We start from the raw sequence: 24,665 nt of genomic DNA on the forward strand, positions 1-24,665 counted from the left end.
TTAAGCGCTCGCCAGCACGATAGTTTTCACGTTTACTATATGTCCCCTTTCTATCTCTGCACCGTCGTGAGGAAGTATGTCTACCCGTCAGCTGTTACCGCTTATCGGGGCGCTGTTTGCGCTGTATATCATTTGGGGCTCTACCTATTTTGCCATCGCCGTCGGCGTCGCCAGCTGGCCGCCGCTGATGATGGCCGGTATTCGCTTTCTCTCTGCCGGCGTGCTACTGCTGGGCTGGCTGCTGGCCACCGGCCATAAGCTGCCAGCGCGCCGGCCGTTGCTTAACGCCGCGCTGATCGGGATTTTGTTGCTTGCCGTCGGCAACGGCTTCGTCACCCTCGCCGAACATCAGCACGTCCCGTCAGGGATCGCGGCGGTGATGGTTGCCACTGTTCCGCTGTTCACCCTGTGCTTCAGCCGCTTTTTCGGCATCGCCACCCGTAAACTGGAATGGCTGGGCATTGCCATTGGCCTGGCGGGTATCGTGATGCTCAATAGCGGTGGCAATTTAAACGGTAATCCGTGGGGCGCACTGCTGATCCTGGTGGGTTCGCTAAGCTGGGCGTTCGGTTCGGTTTACGGGTCGCGGATTGAGCTGCCAACCGGCATGATGGCGGGGGCTATCGAGATGCTCGCCGCCGGGATCGTCCTGCTGGTCGCGTCATGGCTGACCGGTGAGACGTTAACCCATGTCCCCTCATGGTCCGGGATCGCCGCCCTGGCCTACCTGGCTATCTTTGGCTCGCTAATCGCCATCAACGCCTACATGTTTTTGATCCGCAACGTCACCCCGGCGGTAGCCACCAGCTATGCCTACGTTAACCCGGTGGTGGCCGTCTTGCTCGGCACCGGGTTTGGCGGTGAAAGCCTGTCGCTCATTGAATGGTTGGCGCTGGCAGTGATTATTTTCGCCGTAGTGCTGGTGACGCTGGGAAAATATCTCTTCCCCGCTCGCAGCGAGGCTACTCCTTGTAAGGCGTCGAAGTAAACGCCAGCTCGCGGATCCCTTGCGTATCGATCTGCGCGTCGTGCCCGGCGCCGCAGATCCACTCTTCCAGACGCTCGGTGAGCGCCTCATCATTTAGTTTCAGCCGGCCGCGCAGGGCGCATTCCCAGATGATAAGCATCCGCCAGCCCTGCTCAGCCAGCTGTTGCCGGTCGCGGGCATCGCGCGCCACATTGCCGGCGATTTTATCCAGCCAAAACGCCGTCCGTGTGGCCGGTACCTTAAACAGATAACAGTCATGGTGATGCCAGAAACAGCCGTGAGTAAAGATAACGCAACGGTAGTCGGGCAAGGCGAAATCGGGGCGTCCCGGCAGCGCGCGATCCTGGGCGACAAAGGTGAATCCCGCCCCGGCCAGCAGCGCCGCTATCCGCTTTTCAATCGCCGTATCGCGCGTAGCGATAGCCCGCATATTTTTACTGCGCGTGGCTTTATCGTGAACATCCGCCATCGTTATCATCCGCTTCGCGACGCGCCACCGCCTGGGCGATACGCGGCGCCAGGAGCTTCGCCACCGCGGCGAAGACCGGAACCACCACCGAGTTGCCGAACTGACGATAGGCCTGGGTATCCGACACCGGAATGCGGAAACGCGAACCCTGGGGCGATTCAAAGCCCATCAGCCGGGCGCATTCGCGCGGTGTCAACCGGCGAGGCCGCCGCTGTTGGTTCTGCGGATCGTCAAAATGCTGCTCGCCCAACGGCCGGTCCCAGCCGCGATCGACGAGAATTTCGGCACCGTCTTTATAGTAGCGGGCAGACAGCGTTCGAGCCACGCTGTGGGGATTACCGGGGTCTACCAGGCCATAACCAAAGCCATTACCCCGCGCCTGATGCTTGCGGGCATAACGATAGAGATATTTCCACAGCACCGGCGTAAGGATAAATTTGGCATCCACTGTCGGCTCCAGCAGCTCGCCAAATGTCGGCCGCACCGCCGGATAGAGCGCAGCGATATCGCGCAGCGTAAATCCTTCATGCAGCTGCAGGTCGCGGCGGAAACCCACCAGCACGATGCGCTCCCGGTGCTGTGGTAAGAAATGGCGCCCGTCGATGACCTTAGGGTCATCCGGCCCGGTATGCCCGGCATCGGCCACCTCATACCCCAGCTCATCCAGCGTCTGCATGATGATGCGGAAGGTGCGCCCCTGATCGTGGCTTTTGAGGTTTTTGACATTCTCCAGCACAAAAATCGCCGGCTGACGCGCGGCGATGATTCTCACCACATCAAAAAACAGTGTCCCCTGGGTTTCGCAGGCAAAGCCGTGCGCGCGGCCCATGGCATTTTTTTTGGAGACGCCGGCAAGTGAAAAAGGCTGGCAGGGAAAGCCGGCCAGCAAGACATCATGCTGAGGAATAGTCTCGCGGATATGCTGCGCCGCTTCGTCATCGCTGACATCGGGGCGGTGGCTGAGCGTGACATCGCGGATATCTTCATTAAAACGATGCTGCTGCGGATCACAGTACCAGTTGGCCTTGTAGGTACGCACCGCGTGCTTGTTCCACTCGCTGGTAAAGACGCACTGCCCGCCAATGGCTTCAAAACCGTTGCGGATCCCGCCGATACCGGCAAACAGATCGACAAAGCGGAACGCATAATGCGGGTGATGAGCTGGCGGCGCCGGCAGCAGCGTCGCCAGATGGGTGACCTCCTGCGGACGCAAACGCCCCGCCGCGCGGGGGAGCGCCGCCACGCGCTTGAGGATCGCCGCGCTCCAGTGCTGTTCGCCGACGCTTACCAGTTCGGCGACCAGCGTTTTCACATCATAGATCGTCATCAGCTGACGCAGCAGCGCCTGAGCCTCTTCCCCGGCCTGCTCTGCCAGCGGCAACGACCTGTTTTCCTTAATTAACTTTTGCGGCATATCCTCAACCAGCGCGGACGATTTTTGCAGAGAGTACCATAAATCACTGGTCGGTTGACGCCTGCGGTGCAAAGCGGCGCAAAACCGCTTCATCCAGCGCCCGCGGCTCCCCCTGCAGCTCGGCGCTGAGCTTGGCCATAAATTCGACGAGGAAGCGGGCATTGTGCTGCGCCATCTCTTTTCCCCTGGCCGTCTGCATGGTCTCCGGCAGGCGCAGGAGTTTGCACTGGAAATGGTCAAGGGCATATCTGCGGTCATCCAGCGCCCGCCGGTCAGCAAACGGATCTTCAGCATCAAACAAGATGGTATTCAGGGCGCCGGCGACGGCGAAGACGCGCGCCAGACCAATCGCCCCCAGCGACTCAAGACGGTCGGCGTCCTGGACGATTTTCGCCTCCAGCGTGCGCGGGGGGATCGCCGCGCTGAAGCTGTGCGCCTCGATGGCATGGCTGACCGCCGCGTAACGCTCCACGGGAAAATCGGCAAAAGAGGATTGCAGGATCGCGAGGGTTTTCTCGGCGGCCATCATCGAGGAACGGCTACGCTCCGGATGATTCTTCGGCAAGCTGACGATGTCATGAAAATAGCAGGCTGTGAGGAGCACCAGTCGGTCGACTTCCTCCCCGGCGGCCAACTGGGTAGCCGTGGCCCAGACGCGACGAAAATGGGACAGATCGTGTGCGGCATCATCCTGCGCGTAATGCATCAGTATCCAGTGCTCAAATCGTTGCTGCCAGTCAACCAGGTCCATAGGCTTTCCTTTATGTGAAGGTCAGCCTCGAGCATAGCAACTTTACCGCTGATGATCCTGCTCGCCGCGAGACGGCCGGGTATACCAGACGACCGCCCCGAGGATCGCGCCAATGCCCGCAAGCACTAACATACCCAACAGCGCACCAAGCCACTTACCCGTCGTGGTTCCAAAATCGCCCTCCACGCTGGCGCCGGGAACGCTCTGAATTTTTCCGACCACCCACCAGTAACGCACAATGACCCAGACACAATATCCGCAAAAAGCATACAACGCCCATAACGCGAGCTTCCCTCCGGGGCTGCGTTTTGCCTGCTCTTCCATCTCATTCCTCTCCGTGACACAACACACTACCGCCACTCAAAACGTGACAAGCGTCACATTATACCGTCAACCTGCGCAGCAGGCAGCAGTTTCATCCCCATCTTCTGCGTCAACCTGCGACTTATGCTGCCGGTGAGCGCGCGCTGGAGTGCTTTATGTATTATTCGCCCCATGGACAAAGTTTATTTCGGCGCGGAAGGTCGGGTGTTGTATTGATAATTTTTTGATTATTTTCGCCGGTAGAAAATCAATTTTCGTGATGAATAATGTCTTGATGTTAATTCATACAATCCATTTCATTGAGTTAACAAAATCTATCAAATGACATCATATCCTATTGCTATATAACAAAATGATACCACACCCAAAATCATTCATAAAAAACATAAAGAACCAAATAGAAATAAATTGAAATATTTTACATTATTTATTTACATCTTTTATTTTAAATAAAAATGAACTTAGTCGTTAGTATCTGATAGTCATTCCGGAGGGATTGTCATAATTCATAGAAATTATCATTAAAAGGGAATATATAATGAAAAGAAAAGTACTGGCACTCATGGTACCGGCATTATTAATGGCCAATGCCGTTAATGCCGCGGAAATCTATAACAACAACGGCAACAAACTGGACCTTTACGGAAAAGTCGACGGCCTGCACTACTTCTCTGACGACGCTTCAGAGGATGGCGATCAGACCTATGCTCGCTTTGGTATAAAAGGCGAAACGCAGATCGCTTCCGAGTTAACTGGCTACGGTCAGTGGGAATACAACATTCAGGCAAATACCACTGAAAAAGAAGGCGCAAACTCCTGGACCCGTCTGGCCTTCGCTGGTCTGAAGTTTGCCGACTACGGCTCACTGGATTACGGTCGTAACTACGGCGTGGTGTACGACATTGAATCCTGGACCGATATGCTGCCGGAATTCGGCGGCGATACCTACACCCAGACCGACGTTTACATGACCGGCCGTACCAACGGCGTAGCGACTTACCGTAACAGCGATTTCTTCGGCCTCGTCGACGGTCTGCATTTCGCTCTGCAGTATCAGGGTAATAATGAAAACGCCGGTTCTGGCGAAGGCACTAATAACGGTGGTGAGCGTAAACTGGCGCGGGAAAATGGCGACGGTTTCGGTATCTCCAGCTACTACGATCTTGATATGGGGATCAGCGTGGGGGCAGCGTATTCGTCTTCGGACCGTACCCATAACCAACAGGCAGCGGCACACAGCAGTCAGCGCTATGCCAATGGCGATAAAGCCGATGCCTGGACCGTCGGCGCGAAATATGACGCCAACAACATCTATCTGGCCGCCATGTATGCAGAAACCCGCAACATGACCTTCTATGGCAGCGACAGTTTTGGCGGGATCGCCAACAAAACGCAGAACTTTGAAGTGGTCGCGCAGTACCAGTTCGACGACTACAATTTACCGCTGCGTCCGTCTATCGCCTATCTGCAGTCGAAGGGGAAAGATCTCTACACCTATTCTCGCTACGGCGACAAGGATCTGGTCAAGTATGTCGACGTGGGCATGACCTACTACTTCAACAAAAATATGTCCACCTATGTGGATTACAAAATCAACCTGCTGGATGAAGACGACCGCTTCTACAAAAACAGCGGTATCGCGACCGATGATATCGTCGCCCTCGGTCTGGTTTACCAGTTCTGATGCCCGTCAAAGCCCGCGTTCAGCGGGCTTTTTTATGTTCCCGCTCCGTTGAGATCACTCTTTTCGACATTGCCGCTTTCCAGGCGTACCTTCCCTCTTTATGATGCGTTTAAGCTCGTTCGGGCAAAAAGCAGCGATAAGGTCCTAAAAGGATAACGCGCGCTACCGCGTCTCTACGCTGAAACCAGGACGATGATGATGGCGATACCCCAGCGCAGGCGTTATACCTGAAGCTAACGGTGTGATCGAAGGGGAATGGTCATAAAGAGAAAAGTGGCGGAGAGAGGGGGATTTGAACCCCCGGTAGAGTTGCCCCTACTCCGGTTTTCGAGACCGGTCCGTTCAGCCGCTCCGGCATCTCTCCGCTGTTGTGGTTGCTATAATGCCAGGATCTTTGGCATTTTAATAGCTCCCGTTTCGGTAATCGTGTTCAAGTGACGACTTTGCGAGCGATATGATGTTTAAATGGCCCTGGAAAGCAGATGATGAGTCCGGCAACGCAGAGATGCCCTGGGAGCAAGCGCTTGCCATTCCGGTTTTAGCCCATCTTTCACCCACTGAGCAGCGCAAGCTTACTCAGATGGCTGCCCGTTTCTTACAGCAAAAACGTCTGGTGGCCCTCCAGGGGCTGGAGCTCACCCCGCTGCATCAGGCACGCATTGCCATGCTCTTTTGTTTGCCGGTGCTTGAGCTGGGAATAGAGTGGCTGGACGGTTTCCATGAAGTGCTGATCTACCCTGCCCCGTTCGTCGTGGATGATGAATGGGAGGATGATATTGGTCTGGTCCACAACCAGCGGGTGGTGCAATCAGGACAAAGCTGGCAGCAGGGGCCTGTGGTGCTGAACTGGCTGGATATTCAGGACTCCTTTGATGCGTCAGGCTTTAACCTCGTGGTGCACGAGGTGGCGCATAAACTGGATGCAAGGAATGGCGATCGGGCCAGCGGCGTGCCGCTTATCCCGCTACGCGAGGTCGCCGGCTGGGAACACGATCTCCATGCGGCAATGAACAATATTCAGGATGAGATAGACCTGGTGGGGGAAAGCGCTGCCAGCATTGACGCCTATGCCGCCACCGATCCTGCGGAGTGCTTTGCCGTCCTCTCGGAATATTTTTTCAGCGCGCCCGAGTTGTTCGCTCCCCGCTTCCCCGCCCTGTGGCAGCGTTTTTGCCACTTTTACCAGCAGGATCCGCTGAAGCGGATACGTGAGAATGGCCTGCAGGATGAAGACGATCGGCGCATTGTTCACTAAAACAACGCCTTGAGCTAAATTTAGCCATTTGAATCAGCAGGTTAATTTTAGTGTTGACACAAAAATACGAGGCCAGTAGTATGCGCCTCGTTCACACGATTCCTCTGTAGTTCAGTCGGTAGAACGGCGGACTGTTAATCCGTATGTCACTGGTTCGAGTCCAGTCAGAGGAGCCAAATTTAAAAAAGCCTGCTTTCGAGCAGGCTTTTTGCTTTTCGGTTTTCATGCCTCTTCACGAATCTTTATACGATGTAGATTCAACAAGTTAGCGTGAGAAGTTTTCCTGATGCATTTTCATTCCTTCCTCCGCATCAGGCAATATTCGGGGTCATTTCAGTTCGATTTTGCGGTGACCTATGTCTTTTTACGACACGAAATTCCGCAGTTTTAAGCCTACCGAAAAACTTTTTAAGTTTACTCAGCGGGACTGAGTTTCGCGCAGGCCGATGCAATGCGCCGCCCGGCTTCAGCTACCGTGGCGTTGTCTGTGGCAATCGATAATCGAAAATAGGGCGATAAGCCGTATGCGCTGCCGCCAACGCCGGACACGCCGCTTTCCAGCAGATAATCCAGCACGTCAGCTTCGTTTTCGATTTTCGCCCCGTCTGGCCGGTAACGTCCGATTAATCCGGCGCAGCGGCAAAAGACAAAGAAACCGCCCTGCGGCACCCGCAACTCCAGCCCGTCAATATTCGCCAGAATGTCGGTTATCACATCGCGCCGTTGCTGATAAGCCGCAACCTGTGGCGCAATAAAATCCAGCCCGCCGTTAAAGGCTGCCAGATTAACTTATTCTCAATAAGATAGATTGATTTTTGCTATAGCCGATAAACCCCTTGCATGCTGTGCTGGATCAAAGAAATGATAGTGTCAGTCAGGGCTAATTTAACGCAATGAAAACAGACGCATCTGGCATCTTTCCATACCTGATACGCCATTTCGATATCGTGTTTTTAATGACGATCTTAAAACAACGTTAATTATCCCTTATATAAGACGAGAGTATTATGTCCTCACATCCGATAGATTTTCTTTTACTTGGCAACAATTTTGGCACACCCGAAATGCGGGAAATCTGGTCAGAGCAAAATCGCCTGACACAGCAAATCAATGTCGAAGTTGCGCTGGCATTGGCCGAAGGTGAGCTGGGTGTGATTCCGCAACAGGCCGCGCTGAGCATTGCGGAGCTGGCCAATGCCAGCCAGCTGAATATTAAGGACATCGCCGCCTCCGGCGCGCAGATGAAACATTCTCTGATGCCGGTGCTCACCGCGTTGCAACAGCAATGCGGTGACGCAGGGGAATACATTCATTACGGCGCAACCACGCAGGATATCATCGATACCGCCACCGTTTTACAGCTGGCACAAACTCTGAAAGTGATCGTCCGTGACAGCACCGCCGTGGCGAATGAGCTGAAAGCGCTGGCGCGTGAGCATCAGTACACGCTGATGACAGGCCGCACCCACGGTATGCAGGCGTTGCCCACCACGTTTGGCTTTAAAGTCGCCGTCTGGCTGGATGAGTTTATCCGTCATCTCGACCGTCTTGCCGCCATCACGCCGCGTCTGCTGACCGGTAATATCAGCGGCGCGATCAGTACCTACGCTGCGCTTGGCGAAGTGGGTCCGGAGGTAGAACGCCGCACACTGGCGCGCCTGAACCTCAGTACGCCGAATATCGGCTGGCAGGCTGCGCGTGACCGCTTTTCAGAATACGCCTCGGTGGCGGTGCTGATCAGCGGCACTCTGGGCAAAATCGGCAACGAACTTTACAACCTGATGCGCACCGAAATTAATGAAGTCGAAGAGCCGTTCAGCAGCGGGAAAATCGGCTCCACCACCATGCCGCACAAACGCAATCCCGCTGCCCTCGAAGGTCTTGCCAGCCTGACACAGCCGCTGTTGCACAGCGCATCACTGATTTATCAGTCGATGCACGTGGAGCATGAACGTGATGCGATGAGCTGGCGCGCCGAGTGGATCGCCCTGCCGGAAATCTCGATTTATCTCTCTGCACAGCTGCAAAATGCTCAATCGATTCTCTCCGGCCTGACGGTCAATAAAGCACGCATGCTTGCGAATTTGCAAATGCAGGACGGCCTGCTACTGTCCGAAAAAGTGATGTTTGAGGTCGGTAAAAAACTCGGTAAACAAACCGCGCATCATCTGGTTTATGAATGCGCCATGCAGGCGTTTGAAAAACGACACGCTTTTAAAACCGTTCTGCTTGCGCATCCGGTGCTGGCGGCCTGTATTACTGAACGGGATCTTGACCACTGGTTAGATCCGGCTCATTACACCGGCTGCGCCGCGCAAAAAGTCGATGACGTCATCCGCTTTGCCGAGCAGTCCGGTCATCTGACTTCTCCTGAGGGATCTGGGTTATGACACAACATTTCAGGCGGCTGACGCTGGATGATAAACACGATTATCTGACACTGATGCTGGCCGCCTACGCGCCAATCAAAGCGCTCGGGATTCAGTTTGATGCTGCCACCGCCGATCTGGCACGCGTGACACAACACCTCGACGATCATGCGGTGTTTGCGCTCTTTGATGACCAGCGGATGGTGGCTTCGGTTACCCTGCGCTTCCCGTGGGGCGCAATGCCCGGCCCTTTGGGCCTGCCGCATATTGGCTGGTTTGGCACGCATCCAGATTACGCCGGTCAGAGCCTCGGCAAAAAACTGTTGGGCTGGCTGGAAGACAACATTCTGATCCGCGAACTGAAAGCCCCGGCTTACTCACTCGGCACCGCCACCAGCCATCCGTGGCTGCGCGATATGTACCTGAAACTGGGTTTTCAGCCGGTCTTTGAAAGAGACCTCGGCAAAGGACACATCACGCTGTACCTGAAAAAAATTCTCGATGAAAAAAGCCACGCCCGCTGGCTGGAACGTCAGCCACCTACAGGAGTTTAAATGTTAGATATCACGCAGGAACATCAGCCACTGGCGGCGTTTATTCAGGATTTTCGCCACCACCTGCACCGCCATCCGGAGCTGTCCAACGACGAATTTAACACCACCGCCAGTATCCGGGCGGTACTGGAGAAGTATCAAATCCGCGTGATAGATTTGCCGCTCAAAACTGGTCTGGTGGCAGAAATTGGCGGCATCAATCCCGGCGAACTGGTGGTGCTACGTTCTGATATCGATGCCCTGCCGATTGAAGAAAAATCCGCTGTGGATTACACCTCGCAAAATCCCGGAGTGATGCACGCCTGCGGCCACGATTTCCACACCTCGGCGGCACTTGGCGCGGCGATTTTGCTGAAAGCGCAGGAAGATTCGCTTTCCGGCACGGTGCGCATTCTGTTTCAGGCGGCGGAAGAAACCGGTCACGGTGCGTCGGCGCTGATTAGCACCGGCGCGCTCGATAACGCTGCCGTCATTTTCGGCATTCATAACGATCCCTCTTTGCCGGTTGGCGTTATCGGCAGCAAAGACGGCGCATTAACCGCCGGCGTGGATCGCTTTGCGATCGCCATCTCCGGTACCGGCAGCCACGCGGCGCGTCCACACGAAGGCAACGACCCGATTATTATCGCCGGACAGGTGATTTCCGCGCTGCAAACCCTGATCGCCCGCAACGTGCCGTCCGCACACAACGCGGTGGTTTCTATCACACAGGTTCACAGCGGGAGTACCTGGAACGTGATCCCGGATTCCGCCTGGCTGGAAGGTACCGTCCGCACCTTTAATCAGGACACACGGGAACTGATCGAACGCCGTTTGCGGCAGGTTCTTACGGGTATCGCTGCGGCATTTGATACCGACATCAGCCTCGACTGGCAGCCAGGCCCGCCGTCAGTGGTCAATACGGCTAAATGGGTGGATTTCGCGCTGGCGCACGGTGAAGGTTCCGGCTTTGAAGCCCGTCGCGTTGAAGCCAGCCCGATAGGGGAGGACTTCGCGTTCTATCAGCAAAAATTGCCCGGCGCATTCATCATGATCGGCTCCGGCGGTCCTTACGCGCTGCACCATCCACAATTTCGCGTTGACGATCGCGCCCTGTTTCCGACTGCACATTACCTGTCGCAACTGGCGGTACAAGCGCTGCGCACTCTCAGTGCGGAAATAAACAGCAAGGATAAAAGCGCATGAATCGACAAGCAGGCACCGACTTGCCAGGCATGGATTCTCATCGTTGACCCTTGCCGGGCGCCCGACTTCAGACGCCCTGCTGGTGCAACTGCATGCGCTCTGCGAGCGTGAACCTTTCGTTAATTTATTATCTCCGGTCGCTCAGGCCTGAAACGGGGAATACACCGATGACATTAACGCCATCGCTGGCGAAACTTATCGTCAGCTCGTCCCCTTCCCCCGCGGCTCATGAAGCAGCACGGGAAGGGTTGCTGGATTTTTTGGCGGTTACCCTGCCGGTTTTACGCGGCGACTTCCCCGATGCGGGACTGAACAGTTTGCATCAGGTTTACCGCGCTGACGATCCGCCGACCCGCGCGTTGCTGCTCGGGTATGTCGGGCACGCGCTGGATTTTGACGATTTCCATCCCGATTTTCGCGGTCACCCCAGCGTGGTGATTTTGCCCGCGCTTCTGGCGCTGGCCTCACAAAGACCCGATATCAATGGCGCACATTTTCTCGATGCGTACGTGACCGGAGTGGAAATGTCCGGACGCCTCGGGCTGGCCGTCGGTTCTCAGCATTACACCCTCGGTTTTCACAATACCGCTACGCTCGGCACGATTGCCGCCGCCGCTGCCTGCGCGCGGCTGGTGCATGCCACGGAACGGCAAACGGCAGTGATTGTGGGTATCGCGGCGACGCAGTCTGCGGGTTTACGTGCGCAGTTCGGCAGTGATGTCAAACCGTTGCACGCGGGCCTGGCGGCGCAGACCGCCGTCGTTGCCACACAGCTCACGCTGGCAGGCTTTCACGGCCAGCCGGACAACGTGCTGGACAGCTTTTTATCGACTTATTGCGCCGGTCAGCAGCAGCCCGAAAAACTTATCTCAGGCTGGGGCGCGCCGTGGCGGATTATCTCGCCCGGTCTGGAATTCAAACCCTATCCGACCTGCGGAGGCACGCATAGCGCTGCCGATGCCGCACGAGCTCTCCGCCAGGAGTGGCTGCAAACGGGCAACGGCGTGGATGTACTGATCGCAGCTATCGAACGCATTGAAGTGTCTTTTCCGCCGGGCGGTGATATTGCGGCGTCGGTGCGAAAACCCAACACCGGCGTTGAAGCCAGGTTCAGTCTGGAATACGTGATTGCGGCATGTTTGCTGCGTGGAGAACTACGCTTAGAGGATTTCTCATCGGCGCCGGTGGCGACAGATATTGCCGCGCTGGCAGAAAGTGTGGCGCGTTGCCCGGATTTCTCCGCACCGCCGGACGAGCGGAACCCGGCCGCGCGTTTTCATCAGGTGACGGTGTTTTTGCGTGACGGCAGCGTGCTGCAACAGCGCTTCACGCGGCAGCAAAGCCTGGCGATCCCGTTTGATTTACCGGCAAAACTGCGTGCCTGTTTGCCCGACCTCACAGACGCAAAGCGGGTGGAGCTGGTGGCGCTGAGCAGGCTGGAAAACCGCGACAGTCTGCCGCGGCTGGTTGATATGTTATTTGCGAAACAAATTAACGCAGCGTCATTATAAAACCGTCGACAGGAAATTACGGACACGGACGTTCTCCGTTTCATCGAGTACACTTTTCGTTGGCCCCGACGCCACAATCTTGCCACCCTCCATAAAGATGACGTTATCTGCCACTTCTCGTGCAAAGCCGATTTCGTGGGTGACAATCACCATCGTTATCCCGGAGTGCGCCAGCTTTTTGATCACCTGCAACACTTCGCCCACCAGTTCAGGATCCAGCGCGGAAGTGGGTTCATCGAACAACATCACTTCAGGATCCATCGCCAGCGCACGGGCAATGGCTACACGCTGCTGCTGCCCACCGGAAAGCTGCTGCGGCCAGTCATCTTCACGACTGGCTAACCCAACCTGCCGGAGCAACGCGCGGGCTTTACTGAGTACCTGCTCACGGTTTTGCTTCTTCACCCGCAAAGGCGCATCGGTAATATTTTGCAAAACGGTGCGGTGCGGAAACAGGTTAAATTGCTGAAATACCATGCCGGTACGGCTGCGCTGTGCGGCGATTCTGCGGCTGCTCAGTTCATACAATGCCTGCCCTTTCTGCTGATAACCCACCAGTTCGCCACCGATACGGATCGTGCCGCCATCCAGTTTTTCAAGATGATTAATGCAACGCAGCAAGGTGGATTTCCCTGAACCGGAAGGCCCGAGGATCACCGTGACCGAACCGGCCGGAATATCGAGGCTGATTTCATCCAGAATGGTATTACCGGAGAAACGCTTAGTGACTTTGCGAAATTCAATGGCTTCACCCATGGCTGGTTTCTCCTGCGCTGATACTGGGGGTACTTACCGCGCCGGATGCCGACGCTTTCCCGGCTTTGCGTTTTACCTTGCGGTGACTACTGCGGCTGAAATGTCGCTCAACGTAATACTGAATCACTGAAAGCAATGATGTCAGCAGCAGGTACCACAACGTGGCGACCAGCAGTAGCGGGATCACTTCATAGGTGCGCTGATAAATAATCTGCGCGGAGAACAGCACATCCTGTAATGAAATCACCGAGACAACCGCTGTGGTTTTCAACTGACCGATCACTTCATTCCCGGCCGGAGGCAGAATGGCGCGCATCGCCTGCGGCAAAATGGTGTGGAGGAATATTTGTGCCGGGCGATAACCCAGAGCACGTGCAGCCTCGACTTGTCCGGTGCCGACGCTCTGGATCCCAGCGCGGATAATCTCTGCGGCATAGGCAGACTGATGCATGACTAATGCAATCACGGCAGCACTGAACGGGCTAATCAGTGAGTTCGCAGAAGCGCTCCAGATTTCACCAACCCACGGCAGCGAAATCGAAATAGTCGGGTAAAGCGCGGCAATGTTGTACCAGAGAAATAACTGAACCAGCATCGGCACCCCGCGGAAAAACCAGGTATACCCCCAGCTGACAGCGACCAGCACCGGATTGGATGACAGGCGCATCAGCGCCAGGATCGTGCCGCCTGCAAAGCCAAAAATCACGGAAATTGCGGTCAGTTGCAATGTCATCAGTACGCCCTGAATGATCGACGGACCGGTAAAGTTTTCGGCAATCACCGACCATTCAAAACGCGGATTGCTGAGCATGGAGTTCCCCATAGCCAGCAATATCAGCAATACGATCAGGGCGCTTATCCAGCGCCCGATATATTTTTTACCGATGATCCGCAGTTCTTCCGGCTGCTGATCGTGTGTTTCACTGCTCATCCGAAAATCTCTTCATTACGTTTTGACTCTTTGACTGCGCCAAAACCGATGGACCATTTATCGAGGATTTTCTGGTAAGTCCCGTCCTTGATCAGCGAGTTCAGGGATGCCTGCACCGCCTCTTCCAGCCCCGACTGTTTAGGGAACGCCACGGAGACAGGCGCATCATCAACATGAATAGTGCCGGTCAGCGTCAGCGGTTTGACCTGGCTAACCTGATAGGTCAGACCTTCATACGGGCCGAAGAACATCGGTACGCGACCGCTGACCACGGCCTGTACGCCTGAAGGGCGATCCGGGAATACGGCAATCTTGATCGGCGGCTTACCCGCATCAGTACAAATTTTGCTTGCAGCTTCAAGACGCCCTATCTGCGTAGTGCCCGCGCCGGCGCCCACTTCCTGCCCGCACACAGCCTCAAAAGAGGTAAATGGCGCAATATTGGCGTCTTTACGCGAGATGACCCCCAGGCGCGACGCATCGTAGTAACTGACGAAATCGACCTGCTCGAGACGTTTTTTGGTGGCGTTGATATTGGATAGTGCGACGTCATAGCGACCCGATTTCAACCCCGGAATAATATTGTCGAAACCGCCGGTATCCTGCCAGCGCACTTCCACACCGAGCCTTGCCGCCACGGCATTCATCACATCAATCTCACGCCCGGCGAGCGTTTTATTGTCTTCCTGGAAAAAAGTGGTTGGGGGCGTATTCGGATTGGTGCCTGCAACGATATATCCGCGTTTGGCGATATCCGGCGGAAGCTTACTTTTCAGCGCCTCATCAGCGGTGACATGAAAGGTGGTAGAGGACGGAACAACCTGCCCGGCAGCCCACGCAGAAGAGAGATTCCCGGCAATCAGCAAAGGAAGCAGTAATTTAGATAACGTCATAAAGAAGCCTTTTCCTGGTTAAAACCTGTAAAAACCACAAAAGAGGTGTGGTAAAAGAGGCAAGGCCATCAGAGGGGTTTTATCATTGATAGTGCAACACCCGCCCTGCCTTAGACATGATTCTGCGGGCATATGCCTTTTACTGACAAATGAGAAAAAGAGATAAAGATTTCGAAAAAATGGGAAAGTCAGGGGCGGGCTAAAGAACGCTTTTCATTCAAACTCAAGGTCAGCGCCGCGGGCTCGCAGCACTCGCTGGCTCAAAAGAATGTTAAACCACTCCCTTTGATATTCTGCGGTTTTAACCGTGCGCTCACGCCTGCTATGCGTCAGGTAAATCGCCTTGATACCAGATGCAAGTCATTAGCCTGGCGCACGCGTACTGGTCAAACGCACCTCATGGCTTCATCACGACGCGGCCAAGCGGTTTCGCTGTCTCAGCGAATTCGTGGGCCGCAGCAGCGTTAGCCAAGGGGAAGATACGGTCAATGACCACCTTGATACGCCCTGCTGCTACAGCCTGCAACAGGTCGTCCACACTGGCCCGCACTCCAGGCCTTGCCAAAAGGGGGCCCATGAAGACTCCCATGAGTGTCTGGTTAGACTGCATTGGCGACCACAAGTCGACAGTCAGATTCCCCCCGCCCGCATTACCGACGAAGACGAGACGTCCTTCCGGGGCAAGTGCAGAAAGCGAAGCAGGCAGCGTCGTCCCCACCGGATCGATGACGAGGTCCACACCGGTACCCTGGGTGTACTGTCGGACACGGTCTACGATGTTGTGCTCGGCACGATCCACGACATGATCGGCACCCAGTTCAAGTAACCGGCTCCTGCGCTGCGTTCCGCTTGCCACGGCGATGACCGTTGCGCCGGCTTGCGAGGCAAGCTGAACGGCCGCGAGCCCCACGCCACCCGCCGCGGCCTGAATAAGGACGGCTTCTCCGTGTCGGAGCATGCCTCGGGTGAAAAGACAATGATGCGCGGTTGCAAAAGAAATCGGTACCACCGCCGCTTCAGGCATCTCCACGCCATCGGGGATAAGCCAGGTATGTTCCGCGGGTACCGCCCAACGTTCCGCATGTGATCCCTGCAGGTGAAAAGCAGCGACTCTGTCCCCAACCTTACGGCTACGGACATTCGATCCGACGGCAACCACTGTGCCCGCGGCCGCGTAGCCCACGACCCATGAAGGAAGCGGCGGCGGAGTTGAACGGCGGTTGATCAGATCGCCTCCTTCAATGGAGATTGCCTCGACAGCAATCAGGATATCGTCAGGCCCGGTGATCGGATCGGGGATATCGACATATTTCAGGACGCCGGGAGCGCCTGCCACGTCATAAACCGCTGCTTTCATAAATTGTCCTCTGTCCCCTCCGTTAATCCGCACCCGTCTGGCGCACTCTCCCGATCCGGCATAGACCCCCACAGGCAGCGCAGGCTGCCCTATTGAATTTTCGACTGGCGGAAAGACTCATAACGCTTAGGGCAGTCTGGCAATGACCTTTATCTCAAACGTGAATCCGTAAAGCCAGGTCACGCCGATCCCGGTCAACGTAGGGTAAGGCGCCTCCCCCCAATATTCTGGCAGAATACTCCAGATAGCGTCGAGATTTGACTCGGGATCGACGACAAAGAGGGTAACGTCTACCACGTCACCAAACGTGCAGCCCGCCGCCGCGAGCACAGCATTAAGATTATTGAACGCCAGCCTGACCTGAGCTTGCAGATCGTGCTCAGGCGAGCCGTCCTCGCGGCTACCAACCTGCCCCGAAACGAACAAAAAACCATCGGCTTTGATGGCCGGTGAATAGCGATTGCGCTCATAGAGCGTCTGCCGACCGAAGGGAAAAACGGCTTCGCGTGCTGTCATGTTTGTACCTTTATCGTGGGGCGAAATCAGCCCGGTGAATATAAAGACACTTTACAGCGGCGAGATCGGGCGGATAAACAAGCGACTTTGTCCCTCATTGTTTGTAATATCCAAACAATCGGTGAAAAGAGAGGATAAGGAATGGATCGTTTCGATGCGATGCGCGCCTTTGCTCGCGTGGTGGAGGCAGGTAGCTTCACGAAGGCTGCCCAAACGCTTCATATGAGCAAAACCACGGTGACGCAACTCATTCAGCAGCTGGAAGCGCGCCTGCGCGTCAAATTGCTCCATCGCACCACCCGCAAACTCGGTGTGACTCCTGATGGCGCGGTCTACTACGAACGCGTCATCCGTCTGCTGGCGGACATGGAGGATGCTGAAAACAGCCTGTCCAGTGCGTCGATGACGCCCAGGGGACGGCTACGGGTGGATGTACCCAGCCCGCTGGCCCGCCTTATTCTGGTGCCGGCGCTACCGGCTTTCCACGCCCGCTACCCTGATATCCAGTTCGACATGGGTGTGAGCGACCGGGTGGTGGATCTGATCGGCGACAACGTGGATTGCGTTCTGCGCGGTGGTGAAATCACCGACCAGTCCCTAATCGCACGCCATGTCGGCGATTTGCAAATCGGCGTCTACGTCGCCCCCCGTTATGTGGAACGCCTTGGCACCCCTGCGCACCCGCGAGAACTGCAAAACACCGACCATCGCATAGTAGGATTCGTCTCCTCACGCACCCGTAAGATTGATCCTCTGGTTCTGTGCAGTGAGAGTGAACAGATTGAAATTACGGGCAATTATGTGCTTGCCGTAGATGACGGCAATGCTTACCTCGAAGCTGGATTAGCCGGGTTAGGCATGATTGCGCTGCCAATCTATATGGCGGCAGCACATCAGGCTGTTGGCGCTTTGATTCCGTTATTTACACAATGGCGTATCAGCCCAATGCCCCTGCACCTGGCGTTTCCGCCGAACCGCCATGTCAACGGCAAACTGCGCGTTTTTATTGACTGGATCGTTGAATTGATGCAGCAGCATGTCCCCATTACCAACAATAAGTAACGACATCCCAGCTCCCTGATTCGCTTATCAACGACGATGGGGGTCATTCCCGTTGTTTTGAACGAAAGTGAATAATAGAAATCGTTTTCCCAATTTAAATATTTATAACGAATCCGAGAACTATAATGTGGGATTGCCGTCCTATTCGGGACTCGCTGGAAAAATTTCCCCTAACACTAGCCTGTTTGCCTAACTACAGTATTCATGGGATTCCCGATGAGGTACACTTTATCTTTAATATCGTCATTCCCGCATCATTCATTATAATTATAGAAAATTGCATTTAATAAAATAAGGATATTAATTTATGACAAAAGGTATAAAAATTATCATCACGGTAGTTTTCGTGATTCTGGCATTGCTGAGCGGCATGATGAGCTTCATGATCGTCGGGATGGGGGTCAGCGGTAGTGGCTGTGGTCAGGAGTGTTTTGATAATATGGATTCTGCAAAACTCATTAGTATTATATTCTGGATATTGGCTATCATAAGCGGTATCTTCGCTTTCATGGACAATGGCAGCCAAAAAAAAGATCCTCAGTAACAATATTAAGTCCATAGATATATTCGCAGATTTTATCATCTCCTCCTGAGCATCTCCTGGCACCCTCATTAAAACGCCATCACCGCCACTGCTGATAAGTTAAGGATCGGTTTCCCGATCCTTATCCCCAACAACGTTGAATGCATCGACAGCAAAAGAGCCTTCTTGCAATAACCGTTAATCAGGCTAAACGACCCGCTACAAACTCCCCTGCACCGCTGAGGCGCTGATATTCACCGGCATGCCGGAGCGGCGCTGCAGGGTTTGCTCGGCCTGCGAAGGACTCACTCCCGGCCCCTGAGTAAACTCGCGCAGCGCCGAGGTCATCGGTAGCGGGACCTTTCGGTCGGATTCAAATTCCGCCCGATTGCGCGACAGCGGCTCGTGCACCTCCAGCCAATGGCTGCCGTCCGGCTCCACGGTGTACTTCACCGGCTGATCGATCAGCTGGACGCGCGTCCCCACTGGTACGTTATCAAACAGGAATTTAATATCGTCATTGCGCAGGCGAATGCACCCCTGGCTGACGCGCAGCCCGATGCCAAAGTTAGCGTTGGTGCCGTGGATGGCATACAGCCTGCCGATGTAGATCGCATACAGCCCCATCGGATTATCAGGCCCGGGCGGCACCAGCGCCGGCAGGGTTTTGCCCTCTTTCGCATACTCGCGCCGGGTATTGGCGGTCGGAACCCAGGTGGGTCCCTCCTGCTTGCGCTCTACCGCCGTCACCCAGTTACGCGGGGTTTCGCGCCCGGCCTGGCCAATGCCTATCGGCAGCACTTCCACACTATTGCCCAGCGGCGGGTAATAATAGAGACGCATTTCGGCGACGTTGATGACGATCCCTTCGCGCACGGTGTCAGGCAGGATCAACTGTTGCGGAATAGTCAGCGTCGAACCGGAGTGCGGCAAATAGACATCGACGCCGGGATTGGCTTCCAGCATATTGCTCAACCCCTGGCCGTACTGGGCAGCAAAACTTTCCAGTGGTTGGGTGTTGTTCTCCGGGACGGCGATGGTAAATACGCTGCCCACCAGACGGCTTCCCTCCGGCGGCAGCGGGTAGCTGACGGCCAGTGCGCCGTGGCTGGCGAGCAGCATCAGCGCAGAACAAAGTAATTTCACACGCCGCATCGTCATTTTCCCTTCCTCAGTCGCGACTCTCGTGTGTGAATTATAGCGTTATTTCCTCGCCTCGATCCGCTGACCCACCATGACTTAAATCTGATAGTCGATAGCAGCCTCTTCCGGCTCCATCGCCTGACGCTTAATTTCATCCAGCGACAGTCCGGCATTGCACAGTTCGATAAAGCGCCAGACGTAGTTACGCTGGAGCTGGCCCCGCTTCAACCCCAGCCACACGGTATTGGCATCGAACAGATGGCGGGTATCGAGGCGCGTAAAGGTGTCCGCTTCCCGGGCATCCCCGGACTGCTCGGCGACCAGCCCGACGCCCAGCCCCAGCTCGACATAGGTCTTGATGACATCGGAATCCTGGGCGCTCAGCACAATATCCGGCATCAGCCCTTTGCGGTTGAAGGCCTCATCGATTCGCGAACGGCCAGTGATCCCCTGGCGATAGGTGATTAACGGCCAGCGGGCTATTGCCTCAAGCGTCAGAGGAGAAACCTGCGTCAAAGGATGATCCTTCGGCACCAGCAGGCTGTGATGCCAGCGGAACCAGGGGAAAGCCGCCAGCGTCGGGTCGTTGCTCAGGCGCTCGCTGGCGATACCGATATCCGCCCCGCCATTATGCAGCAGCGCTTCGATTTCCTGCGGGGTGCCCTGCACCAGCTCGACGCGAACATCTGAGAACAGCTCGCGGAAGGCTTTAATCACCGGCGGCAGGCTGTAGCGCGCCTGGGTGTGGGTGGTGGCGATGGTTAAGACGCCGGAGGCATCATTGGTAAAAAGATCCGCCAGCCGCCGGACGTTGCTGGCTTCATTGAGGATGCGCTCGGCAATGGATAACAGCGCTTTACCCGGCTCGGTCATGCCTAACAGGCGCTTACCGCGACGGATAAAGATCTCAATCCCCAGCTCCTCTTCCAGTTCCCGGATATGGCGGCTGACGCCTGACTGCGAGGTATAGAGCATATTCGCGACTTCCGTCAGGTTGTAATCCTGACGGGCCGCCTCACGGATAATTTTCAGTTGCTGGAAGTTCACCCTTTCCTCCGGGCCAATGGACTTAACGTATCTGCTATTGTTAAAGTCTGTTGTCCCAGGTAACAAATAATAAAAACCAGCAACTTATTCCTTAAGAGAATATAGCCTAACTAACCAGCTGCAGTTCACGGTTCTCCAGCGACGGGCGGCTCACCAGAGACAGCAGGATCTCTTTCACCGCTTGCGCCTGCGGCGACAGACTGCCGCGTGCCGACATATTCAGCGACAGCGACAGGCTCATCGACGGCGTGCTAATCCGCGCCATCCAGCCGTTTGCCGCGCCGCACAGGGAGCGGGCAGCGGATTCCGGCAGGACCGTCGCCCCCATGCCGCTGGCGATAGCCGCGGTCAGGGTGGTAATGGATTCGATCTCACCGATAATTTTCGCCGTCAGACGACGCAGGGTGAACGCCTCGGTGACCCGCGCCCGAACCGCGCTGTAATCCCGCGGCAGGAACAGGTTCATCTCCGCCACCGCCGTGAGATCCACGCTCTGTCCCGGGCAGTCGCGGGTACCCACCAGATAGAGATCCTCTTTTAGCAGCGGCTGGCTGACGATACCGGCCACTGGCGAACGCTCATACAGCACCGCCATATCCAGCTGACCCGCCAGCAGCTTGTCATTCAGCGCAGTGCCGCTGCTCTCCTGCAGATAGACCATCACCTCGGGCAACTCATTACGCACCGTCTGCAGCAACGGCATGGTAATGGCAGAAGCTGCCGTGCCCGGCGCCAGGCCAATCGAGACCTGACCACGCAGCGTCTGGCCGACATTATTGACCGCCAGCTGCGCCTGCTCACACTGGCGCAGGATGGTTCGCGCATGGGTGTAGAGAATTTTACCGGCTTCTGTTGGCGTGACCCCTCGCTTGGTGCGTATCAGCAACTGCTGGTCCATTTCACCTTCCAGGGTCGCGACCTGCTGGCTCAGGGCCGGTTGTGCGATGTGCAAGACTTCAGCGGCCTGGGTCAGACTGCCGATATCGACGATTTTCACAAAATATTTCAGTCGTCTTAAGTTCATTTTGCCTCCTGTAAGGAACGCCAGCGTCAACGCTGGAAGTATGATGTAACTGGTTCTGCAATTTGCTTGCCAGCTTTTCAATTGCGCTGCCGCTGCCCGCCAGAGGCCGTGTTATAAGGGATAGTGATAACAATCCAGCTTTTATTTGCCCGGTAAGCAGATTGTGGTATGCCCCATTAGGGGTATTTTTGCACCGCAACGGTGCGTATTGGTGAAAAAAGCGGCACCCAGCCAGGGGTTGTTGAAATTGTCAGCAGTTGAACGCAATTCTTTGAATCAGGCTTTGACAAGGCCGGATGGCATCGTTAATATGCGCCCCGTTCACACGATTCCTCTGTAGTTCAGTCGGTAGAACGGCGGACTGTTAATCCGTATGTCACTGGTTCGAGTCCAGTCAGAGGAGCCAAATTTAAAAAAGCCTGCTTTCGAGCAGGCTTTTTGCTTTTCGCTTTTCATGCGGGTTTACGGCGTCATTGCCGCGCGGCAAATCGGGCAACCTGTTCGGCGAGAAAATCAATTTCCTGCGGCGTGTTATAAAAAGCCAGCGAAGGCCGGACGGTACTCTCATAGCCCAAACGACGCAGGATCGGTTGCGCACAGTGATGCCCGGACCGCACAGCGATGCCAACCTGACTGAGATAGCGCCCCACGGCTTCATTTTCATGCCCCGCCAGCACAAAAGACAAGACGCTGGTTTTGTTCGCCGCGGTGCCGACCAGCGTCAGGCCCGGAATAGCCGACAGCTTCGCAATCCCATACTCCAGTAAGGCATGCTCATACTGCGCAATATTTTCGATCCCCAGTGAGGTCACATAGTCGATGGCCGCCCCCAGCCCGACGGCATCGGCAATATTGCCCGTTCCCGCTTCAAATTTATTCGGCGAAGGCTGATAGCGCGTCAGTTCAAAGGTCACGTCGGCAATCATGTTCCCGCCGCCCTGGTACGGGCGCGCCTCTTCCAGCACCTCCTGCTTGCCATAGACGACGCCGATCCCGGTAGGTCCAAAAATTTTATGCCCGGAGAAGACGAAGAAATCGGCATCCAGCGCCGTGACGTTAGTCGGAATATGCGAGATAGACTGCGCGCCGTCGATGGCGATACGCACGCCAAAACGATGGGCGATCTGCACCAGTTCCTGAACCGGCGTCACGGTCCCCAGGGCGTTGGAAACGTGAGTGGCGGACACAAAACGGGTTTTATCGTTGAATAACCGAATATACTCCTCGACGATCAACTGTCCGTGCTCATCAACCGGCGCAACGCGGATCGTCGCACCCGTCTCCTGCGCAATAAGTTGCCACGGCACAATGTTGGCGTGATGCTCAAGCTGCGTGAGAATAATTTCATCCCCAGGGCGTAGCAGCGGCTTCACGTAGCTGTGCGCGATAAGGTTGAGTCCCTCCGTGGTGCCGCGCACGAAGATGATATTCTCCGGGCCGCGGGCGCCAATAAAGCGCGATACTTTCTCCCGCGCGGCTTCATAAGCATCGGTGGAACGAGCGGCAAGCGTATGCGCCGCCCGATGAACGTTCGAGTTCTCGTGCAAATAATAATGGCTGATGCGATCGATAACCTGCTGCGGGCGCTGGGTCGTCGCGGCATTATCCAGCCACACCAGCGGATGCCCCTCCACCTGTTCGGCGAGGATCGGAAAATCCGCACGGATCCGCTCAACCGGGATCTGCCCAACCCGCGCCGCTGGCGCAGGCCGGGAGCCGAAAGCAGGCAATGACGCAAATCCGCGAGGGGCGATATCCGCCCTGCTCTCCTGGCCCAGTGGCACCACCCGCGGCGCGTAGGCCGCCTCCACTCCGCGCGGACGGGCGGGCGTATCGCCCAACAATCCTTGCAGATCCCGCGCGTCGGGCAGGCCATAATCGCGTGCAGAGGGGGCGTCACCCGCCTCGCCGGGCCATCCGCCCGGCGCATAGGGAAGCGTGAATAAATTACTCGTAGTCATAATATTCACCCACTTCAACATCTTCCAGCACGGCAATGGCGTCATCGGCCAGGATCGCGGCGGAGCAATAAAGTGAGAGTAAATAAGAGGCCACGCCGTTGTCATCGATCCCGCGGAAGCGCACCGACAGCCCGCGAGACTGCTCGTTTGGCAGCCCTTCCTGATAAAGTCCCAGCACGCCGCGTTTACTTTCCCCGGAGCGAATCAGCAGAATATTGGTTTTCCCGCCCTGGCTTTTTGGGTTCTTCAGTCCGTCGACAAACAGTTTATCGGAAGGGATCAGCGGAATACCGCGCCACAGAATAAAAGTCCCGCCATGCAGGTTCACGGTGACCGGCGGCACACCGCGACGCGTGGCCTCACGCTGAAAGGCGGCAATGGCCCGCGGATGGGCGAGGAAGAAGGAAGGCTCTTTCCACACTTTTGACAACAACTCATCCAGATCATCCGGCGTCGGACGGCCGTTGCGGGTCTGAATGCGCTGCGAGTCATCAATATTTTTCAGCAGTCCATATTCATCATTATTAATAAGCTGGCTTTCCTGACGTTCACGCAGGCTTTCGATCGCCAGCGCAATTTGCTCTGACGCCTGGTCATAGGGCGAACTGTAGAGATCGGCGATTTTGGTATCGACGTTAATAATGGTCGAGATCGAATCCAGCTGATATTCACGCGGTGTGGTCTGATACTCAATATAGCCCTGCGGTATCTCTACGCGCGAAGGATCCTGGCTGCATAATACGTCCAGCGGCGTCTCCCCCTCCACGACCTTGTTGACGCGATAAATTCCCGACTCCAGCCCTTTATAATCGAGAAAACGACTGACCCAGCGCGGAGTAATTGCCGCGAATTGCGGCGCCGTTTTGGTCACGTTCGCTAACTGATACGCGGCTTCACGCCCCAGTGCATTAATACTTTTTTGTTCTGCCATGTTAAGTCCTTAGTGTT

General features: G+C 55.7%; 23 protein-coding genes, 3 tRNA genes and 1 pseudogene. 11 read left to right on the top strand and 16 right to left on the bottom strand.

Translation table 11 applies throughout. The features are described 5' to 3' along the window. Positions 1-76 precede the first annotated feature (76 nt). The gene (yedA, locus tag CWM58_RS15135; RefSeq protein WP_100681234.1) at positions 77-988 is read left to right on the top strand and encodes a drug/metabolite exporter YedA; all 912 of its coding nucleotides are present in this window, start codon (positions 77-79) and stop codon (positions 986-988) included. Here yedA and CWM58_RS15140 read toward each other — a convergent pair. The 4 genes from CWM58_RS15140 to drpB form a co-directional block, all read right to left on the bottom strand. Further along, positions 963-1,457 carry a very short patch repair endonuclease gene (locus CWM58_RS15140; RefSeq protein ID WP_100681235.1) on the bottom strand — a complete coding sequence of 165 codons (495 nt, stop codon included), beginning with the start codon at positions 1,455-1,457 and terminating at the stop codon, positions 963-965. The two genes, yedA and CWM58_RS15140, sit on opposite strands and share 26 nt — an antisense overlap. Beyond that, positions 1,438-2,838, bottom strand: a complete 1,401-nt coding sequence (locus CWM58_RS15145; RefSeq protein WP_162678268.1) for a DNA cytosine methyltransferase — start codon at positions 2,836-2,838, stop codon at positions 1,438-1,440. The genes CWM58_RS15140 and CWM58_RS15145 overlap by 20 nt, the downstream gene beginning before the upstream one ends. Before the next feature lie 76 nt (positions 2,839-2,914). Further along, a complete protein-coding gene (locus tag CWM58_RS15150; RefSeq protein ID WP_100681237.1) occupies positions 2,915-3,622 on the bottom strand; it encodes a phosphohydrolase in 708 nt (235 codons plus the stop codon). A 42-nt stretch (positions 3,623-3,664) separates the two neighbouring features. Further along, on the bottom strand, positions 3,665-3,946 hold the full coding sequence (gene drpB, locus CWM58_RS15155) for a cell division protein DrpB (protein WP_100681239.1): 282 nt from the start codon (positions 3,944-3,946) through the stop codon (positions 3,665-3,667). A gap of 538 nt (positions 3,947-4,484) precedes the next feature. On the opposite strand from drpB, the gene ompC reads away from it, so the two are divergent. Continuing rightward, on the top strand, positions 4,485-5,630 hold the full coding sequence (ompC, locus tag CWM58_RS15160) for a porin OmpC (RefSeq protein WP_100681240.1): 1,146 nt from the start codon (positions 4,485-4,487) through the stop codon (positions 5,628-5,630). Positions 5,631-5,904: 274 nt separating this feature from the next. Here ompC and CWM58_RS15165 read toward each other — a convergent pair. Continuing rightward, positions 5,905-5,994: transfer RNA gene (locus CWM58_RS15165), tRNA-Ser, on the bottom strand. A 90-nt stretch (positions 5,995-6,084) separates the two neighbouring features. Here CWM58_RS15165 and mtfA point away from each other — a divergent pair. After that, the gene (gene mtfA / locus CWM58_RS15170) at positions 6,085-6,885 is read left to right on the top strand and encodes a DgsA anti-repressor MtfA (protein WP_162677286.1); all 801 of its coding nucleotides are present in this window, start codon (positions 6,085-6,087) and stop codon (positions 6,883-6,885) included. A gap of 100 nt (positions 6,886-6,985) precedes the next feature. Beyond that, a tRNA-Asn gene (locus CWM58_RS15175) sits at positions 6,986-7,061 on the top strand. A 238-nt stretch (positions 7,062-7,299) separates the two neighbouring features. Here the strand turns inward: CWM58_RS15175 and CWM58_RS15180 are convergent. Continuing rightward, positions 7,300-7,668, bottom strand: a pseudogene (locus CWM58_RS15180) (aminotransferase class I/II-fold pyridoxal phosphate-dependent enzyme); the annotation flags it as partial. Between the two features lie 224 nt (positions 7,669-7,892). On the opposite strand from CWM58_RS15180, the gene purB reads away from it, so the two are divergent. The 4 genes from purB (at position 7,893) to CWM58_RS15200 (ending at position 12,504) form a co-directional block, all read left to right on the top strand. Continuing rightward, positions 7,893-9,275 carry an adenylosuccinate lyase gene (gene purB, locus CWM58_RS15185; RefSeq protein ID WP_049156838.1) on the top strand — a complete coding sequence of 461 codons (1,383 nt, stop codon included), beginning with the start codon at positions 7,893-7,895 and terminating at the stop codon, positions 9,273-9,275. Continuing rightward, on the top strand, positions 9,272-9,808 hold the full coding sequence (locus CWM58_RS15190; RefSeq protein ID WP_100681241.1) for a GNAT family N-acetyltransferase: 537 nt from the start codon (positions 9,272-9,274) through the stop codon (positions 9,806-9,808). Before purB ends, CWM58_RS15190 begins: the two co-directional genes overlap by 4 nt. Continuing rightward, positions 9,809-10,993, top strand: a complete 1,185-nt coding sequence (locus CWM58_RS15195; RefSeq protein WP_100681242.1) for an amidohydrolase — start codon at positions 9,809-9,811, stop codon at positions 10,991-10,993. Between the two features lie 167 nt (positions 10,994-11,160). Continuing rightward, positions 11,161-12,504, top strand: coding sequence for an MmgE/PrpD family protein (locus CWM58_RS15200; protein ID WP_100681243.1), 1,344 nt, complete (start codon positions 11,161-11,163; stop codon positions 12,502-12,504). On the opposite strand, the gene CWM58_RS15205 is transcribed toward CWM58_RS15200, so the two are convergent. The 5 genes from CWM58_RS15205 to CWM58_RS15225 all read right to left on the bottom strand — a co-directional run bounded on the left by CWM58_RS15205 (position 12,499) and on the right by CWM58_RS15225 (position 16,957). Further along, a complete protein-coding gene (locus CWM58_RS15205) occupies positions 12,499-13,260 on the bottom strand; it encodes an amino acid ABC transporter ATP-binding protein (RefSeq protein ID WP_008804191.1) in 762 nt (253 codons plus the stop codon). The two genes, CWM58_RS15200 and CWM58_RS15205, sit on opposite strands and share 6 nt — an antisense overlap. Further along, on the bottom strand, positions 13,253-14,191 hold the full coding sequence (locus CWM58_RS15210) for an amino acid ABC transporter permease (RefSeq protein ID WP_008804190.1): 939 nt from the start codon (positions 14,189-14,191) through the stop codon (positions 13,253-13,255). The genes CWM58_RS15205 and CWM58_RS15210 overlap by 8 nt, the downstream gene beginning before the upstream one ends. Continuing rightward, the gene (locus CWM58_RS15215) at positions 14,188-15,084 is read right to left on the bottom strand and encodes an ABC transporter substrate-binding protein (protein WP_008804189.1); all 897 of its coding nucleotides are present in this window, start codon (positions 15,082-15,084) and stop codon (positions 14,188-14,190) included. Before CWM58_RS15215 ends, CWM58_RS15210 begins: the two co-directional genes overlap by 4 nt. Before the next feature lie 397 nt (positions 15,085-15,481). After that, entirely contained in the window at positions 15,482-16,441 is a 960-nt protein-coding gene (locus CWM58_RS15220; RefSeq protein WP_100681244.1) for a quinone oxidoreductase family protein, read from the bottom strand. 126 nt (positions 16,442-16,567) lie between these two features. Then, on the bottom strand, positions 16,568-16,957 hold the full coding sequence (locus tag CWM58_RS15225) for a RidA family protein (RefSeq protein WP_100681245.1): 390 nt from the start codon (positions 16,955-16,957) through the stop codon (positions 16,568-16,570). A gap of 141 nt (positions 16,958-17,098) precedes the next feature. On the opposite strand from CWM58_RS15225, the gene CWM58_RS15230 reads away from it, so the two are divergent. Both CWM58_RS15230 and CWM58_RS15235 read left to right on the top strand, forming a co-directional pair. Next, a complete protein-coding gene (locus CWM58_RS15230; RefSeq protein WP_100681246.1) occupies positions 17,099-18,019 on the top strand; it encodes a LysR family transcriptional regulator in 921 nt (306 codons plus the stop codon). A 307-nt stretch (positions 18,020-18,326) separates the two neighbouring features. Further along, positions 18,327-18,563, top strand: coding sequence for a hypothetical protein (locus CWM58_RS15235; protein WP_100681247.1), 237 nt, complete (start codon positions 18,327-18,329; stop codon positions 18,561-18,563). Positions 18,564-18,761: 198 nt separating this feature from the next. On the opposite strand, the gene ldtA is transcribed toward CWM58_RS15235, so the two are convergent. The 3 genes from ldtA to nac all read right to left on the bottom strand — a co-directional run bounded on the left by ldtA (position 18,762) and on the right by nac (position 21,756). Further along, positions 18,762-19,703 carry a L,D-transpeptidase gene (gene ldtA / locus CWM58_RS15240; protein ID WP_100681248.1) on the bottom strand — a complete coding sequence of 314 codons (942 nt, stop codon included), beginning with the start codon at positions 19,701-19,703 and terminating at the stop codon, positions 18,762-18,764. Positions 19,704-19,781: 78 nt separating this feature from the next. Continuing rightward, complete coding sequence (gene cbl, locus CWM58_RS15245) at positions 19,782-20,732, bottom strand: HTH-type transcriptional regulator Cbl (RefSeq protein ID WP_004180456.1); 951 nt, start codon at positions 20,730-20,732, stop codon at positions 19,782-19,784. A gap of 106 nt (positions 20,733-20,838) precedes the next feature. After that, the gene (nac, locus tag CWM58_RS15250) at positions 20,839-21,756 is read right to left on the bottom strand and encodes a nitrogen assimilation transcriptional regulator NAC (RefSeq protein WP_061153988.1); all 918 of its coding nucleotides are present in this window, start codon (positions 21,754-21,756) and stop codon (positions 20,839-20,841) included. Between the two features lie 330 nt (positions 21,757-22,086). On the opposite strand from nac, the gene CWM58_RS15255 reads away from it, so the two are divergent. Beyond that, positions 22,087-22,162, top strand: a tRNA-Asn gene (locus CWM58_RS15255). 64 nt (positions 22,163-22,226) lie between these two features. Here CWM58_RS15255 and CWM58_RS15260 read toward each other — a convergent pair. Together CWM58_RS15260 and CWM58_RS15265 are read right to left on the bottom strand one after the other, a co-directional pair. Beyond that, positions 22,227-23,717, bottom strand: coding sequence for a cysteine desulfurase (locus CWM58_RS15260; protein ID WP_100681249.1), 1,491 nt, complete (start codon positions 23,715-23,717; stop codon positions 22,227-22,229). Beyond that, the gene (locus CWM58_RS15265; RefSeq protein ID WP_008804182.1) at positions 23,704-24,648 is read right to left on the bottom strand and encodes a family 2A encapsulin nanocompartment shell protein; all 945 of its coding nucleotides are present in this window, start codon (positions 24,646-24,648) and stop codon (positions 23,704-23,706) included. Before CWM58_RS15265 ends, CWM58_RS15260 begins: the two co-directional genes overlap by 14 nt. Between the last annotated feature and the right edge of the window lie 17 nt (positions 24,649-24,665).

Origin of the sequence: Klebsiella sp. H-Nf2, from assembly GCF_002806645.1 — a bacterium.
Taxonomy (GTDB): Bacteria; Pseudomonadota; Gammaproteobacteria; order Enterobacterales; family Enterobacteriaceae; genus Klebsiella; species Klebsiella variicola.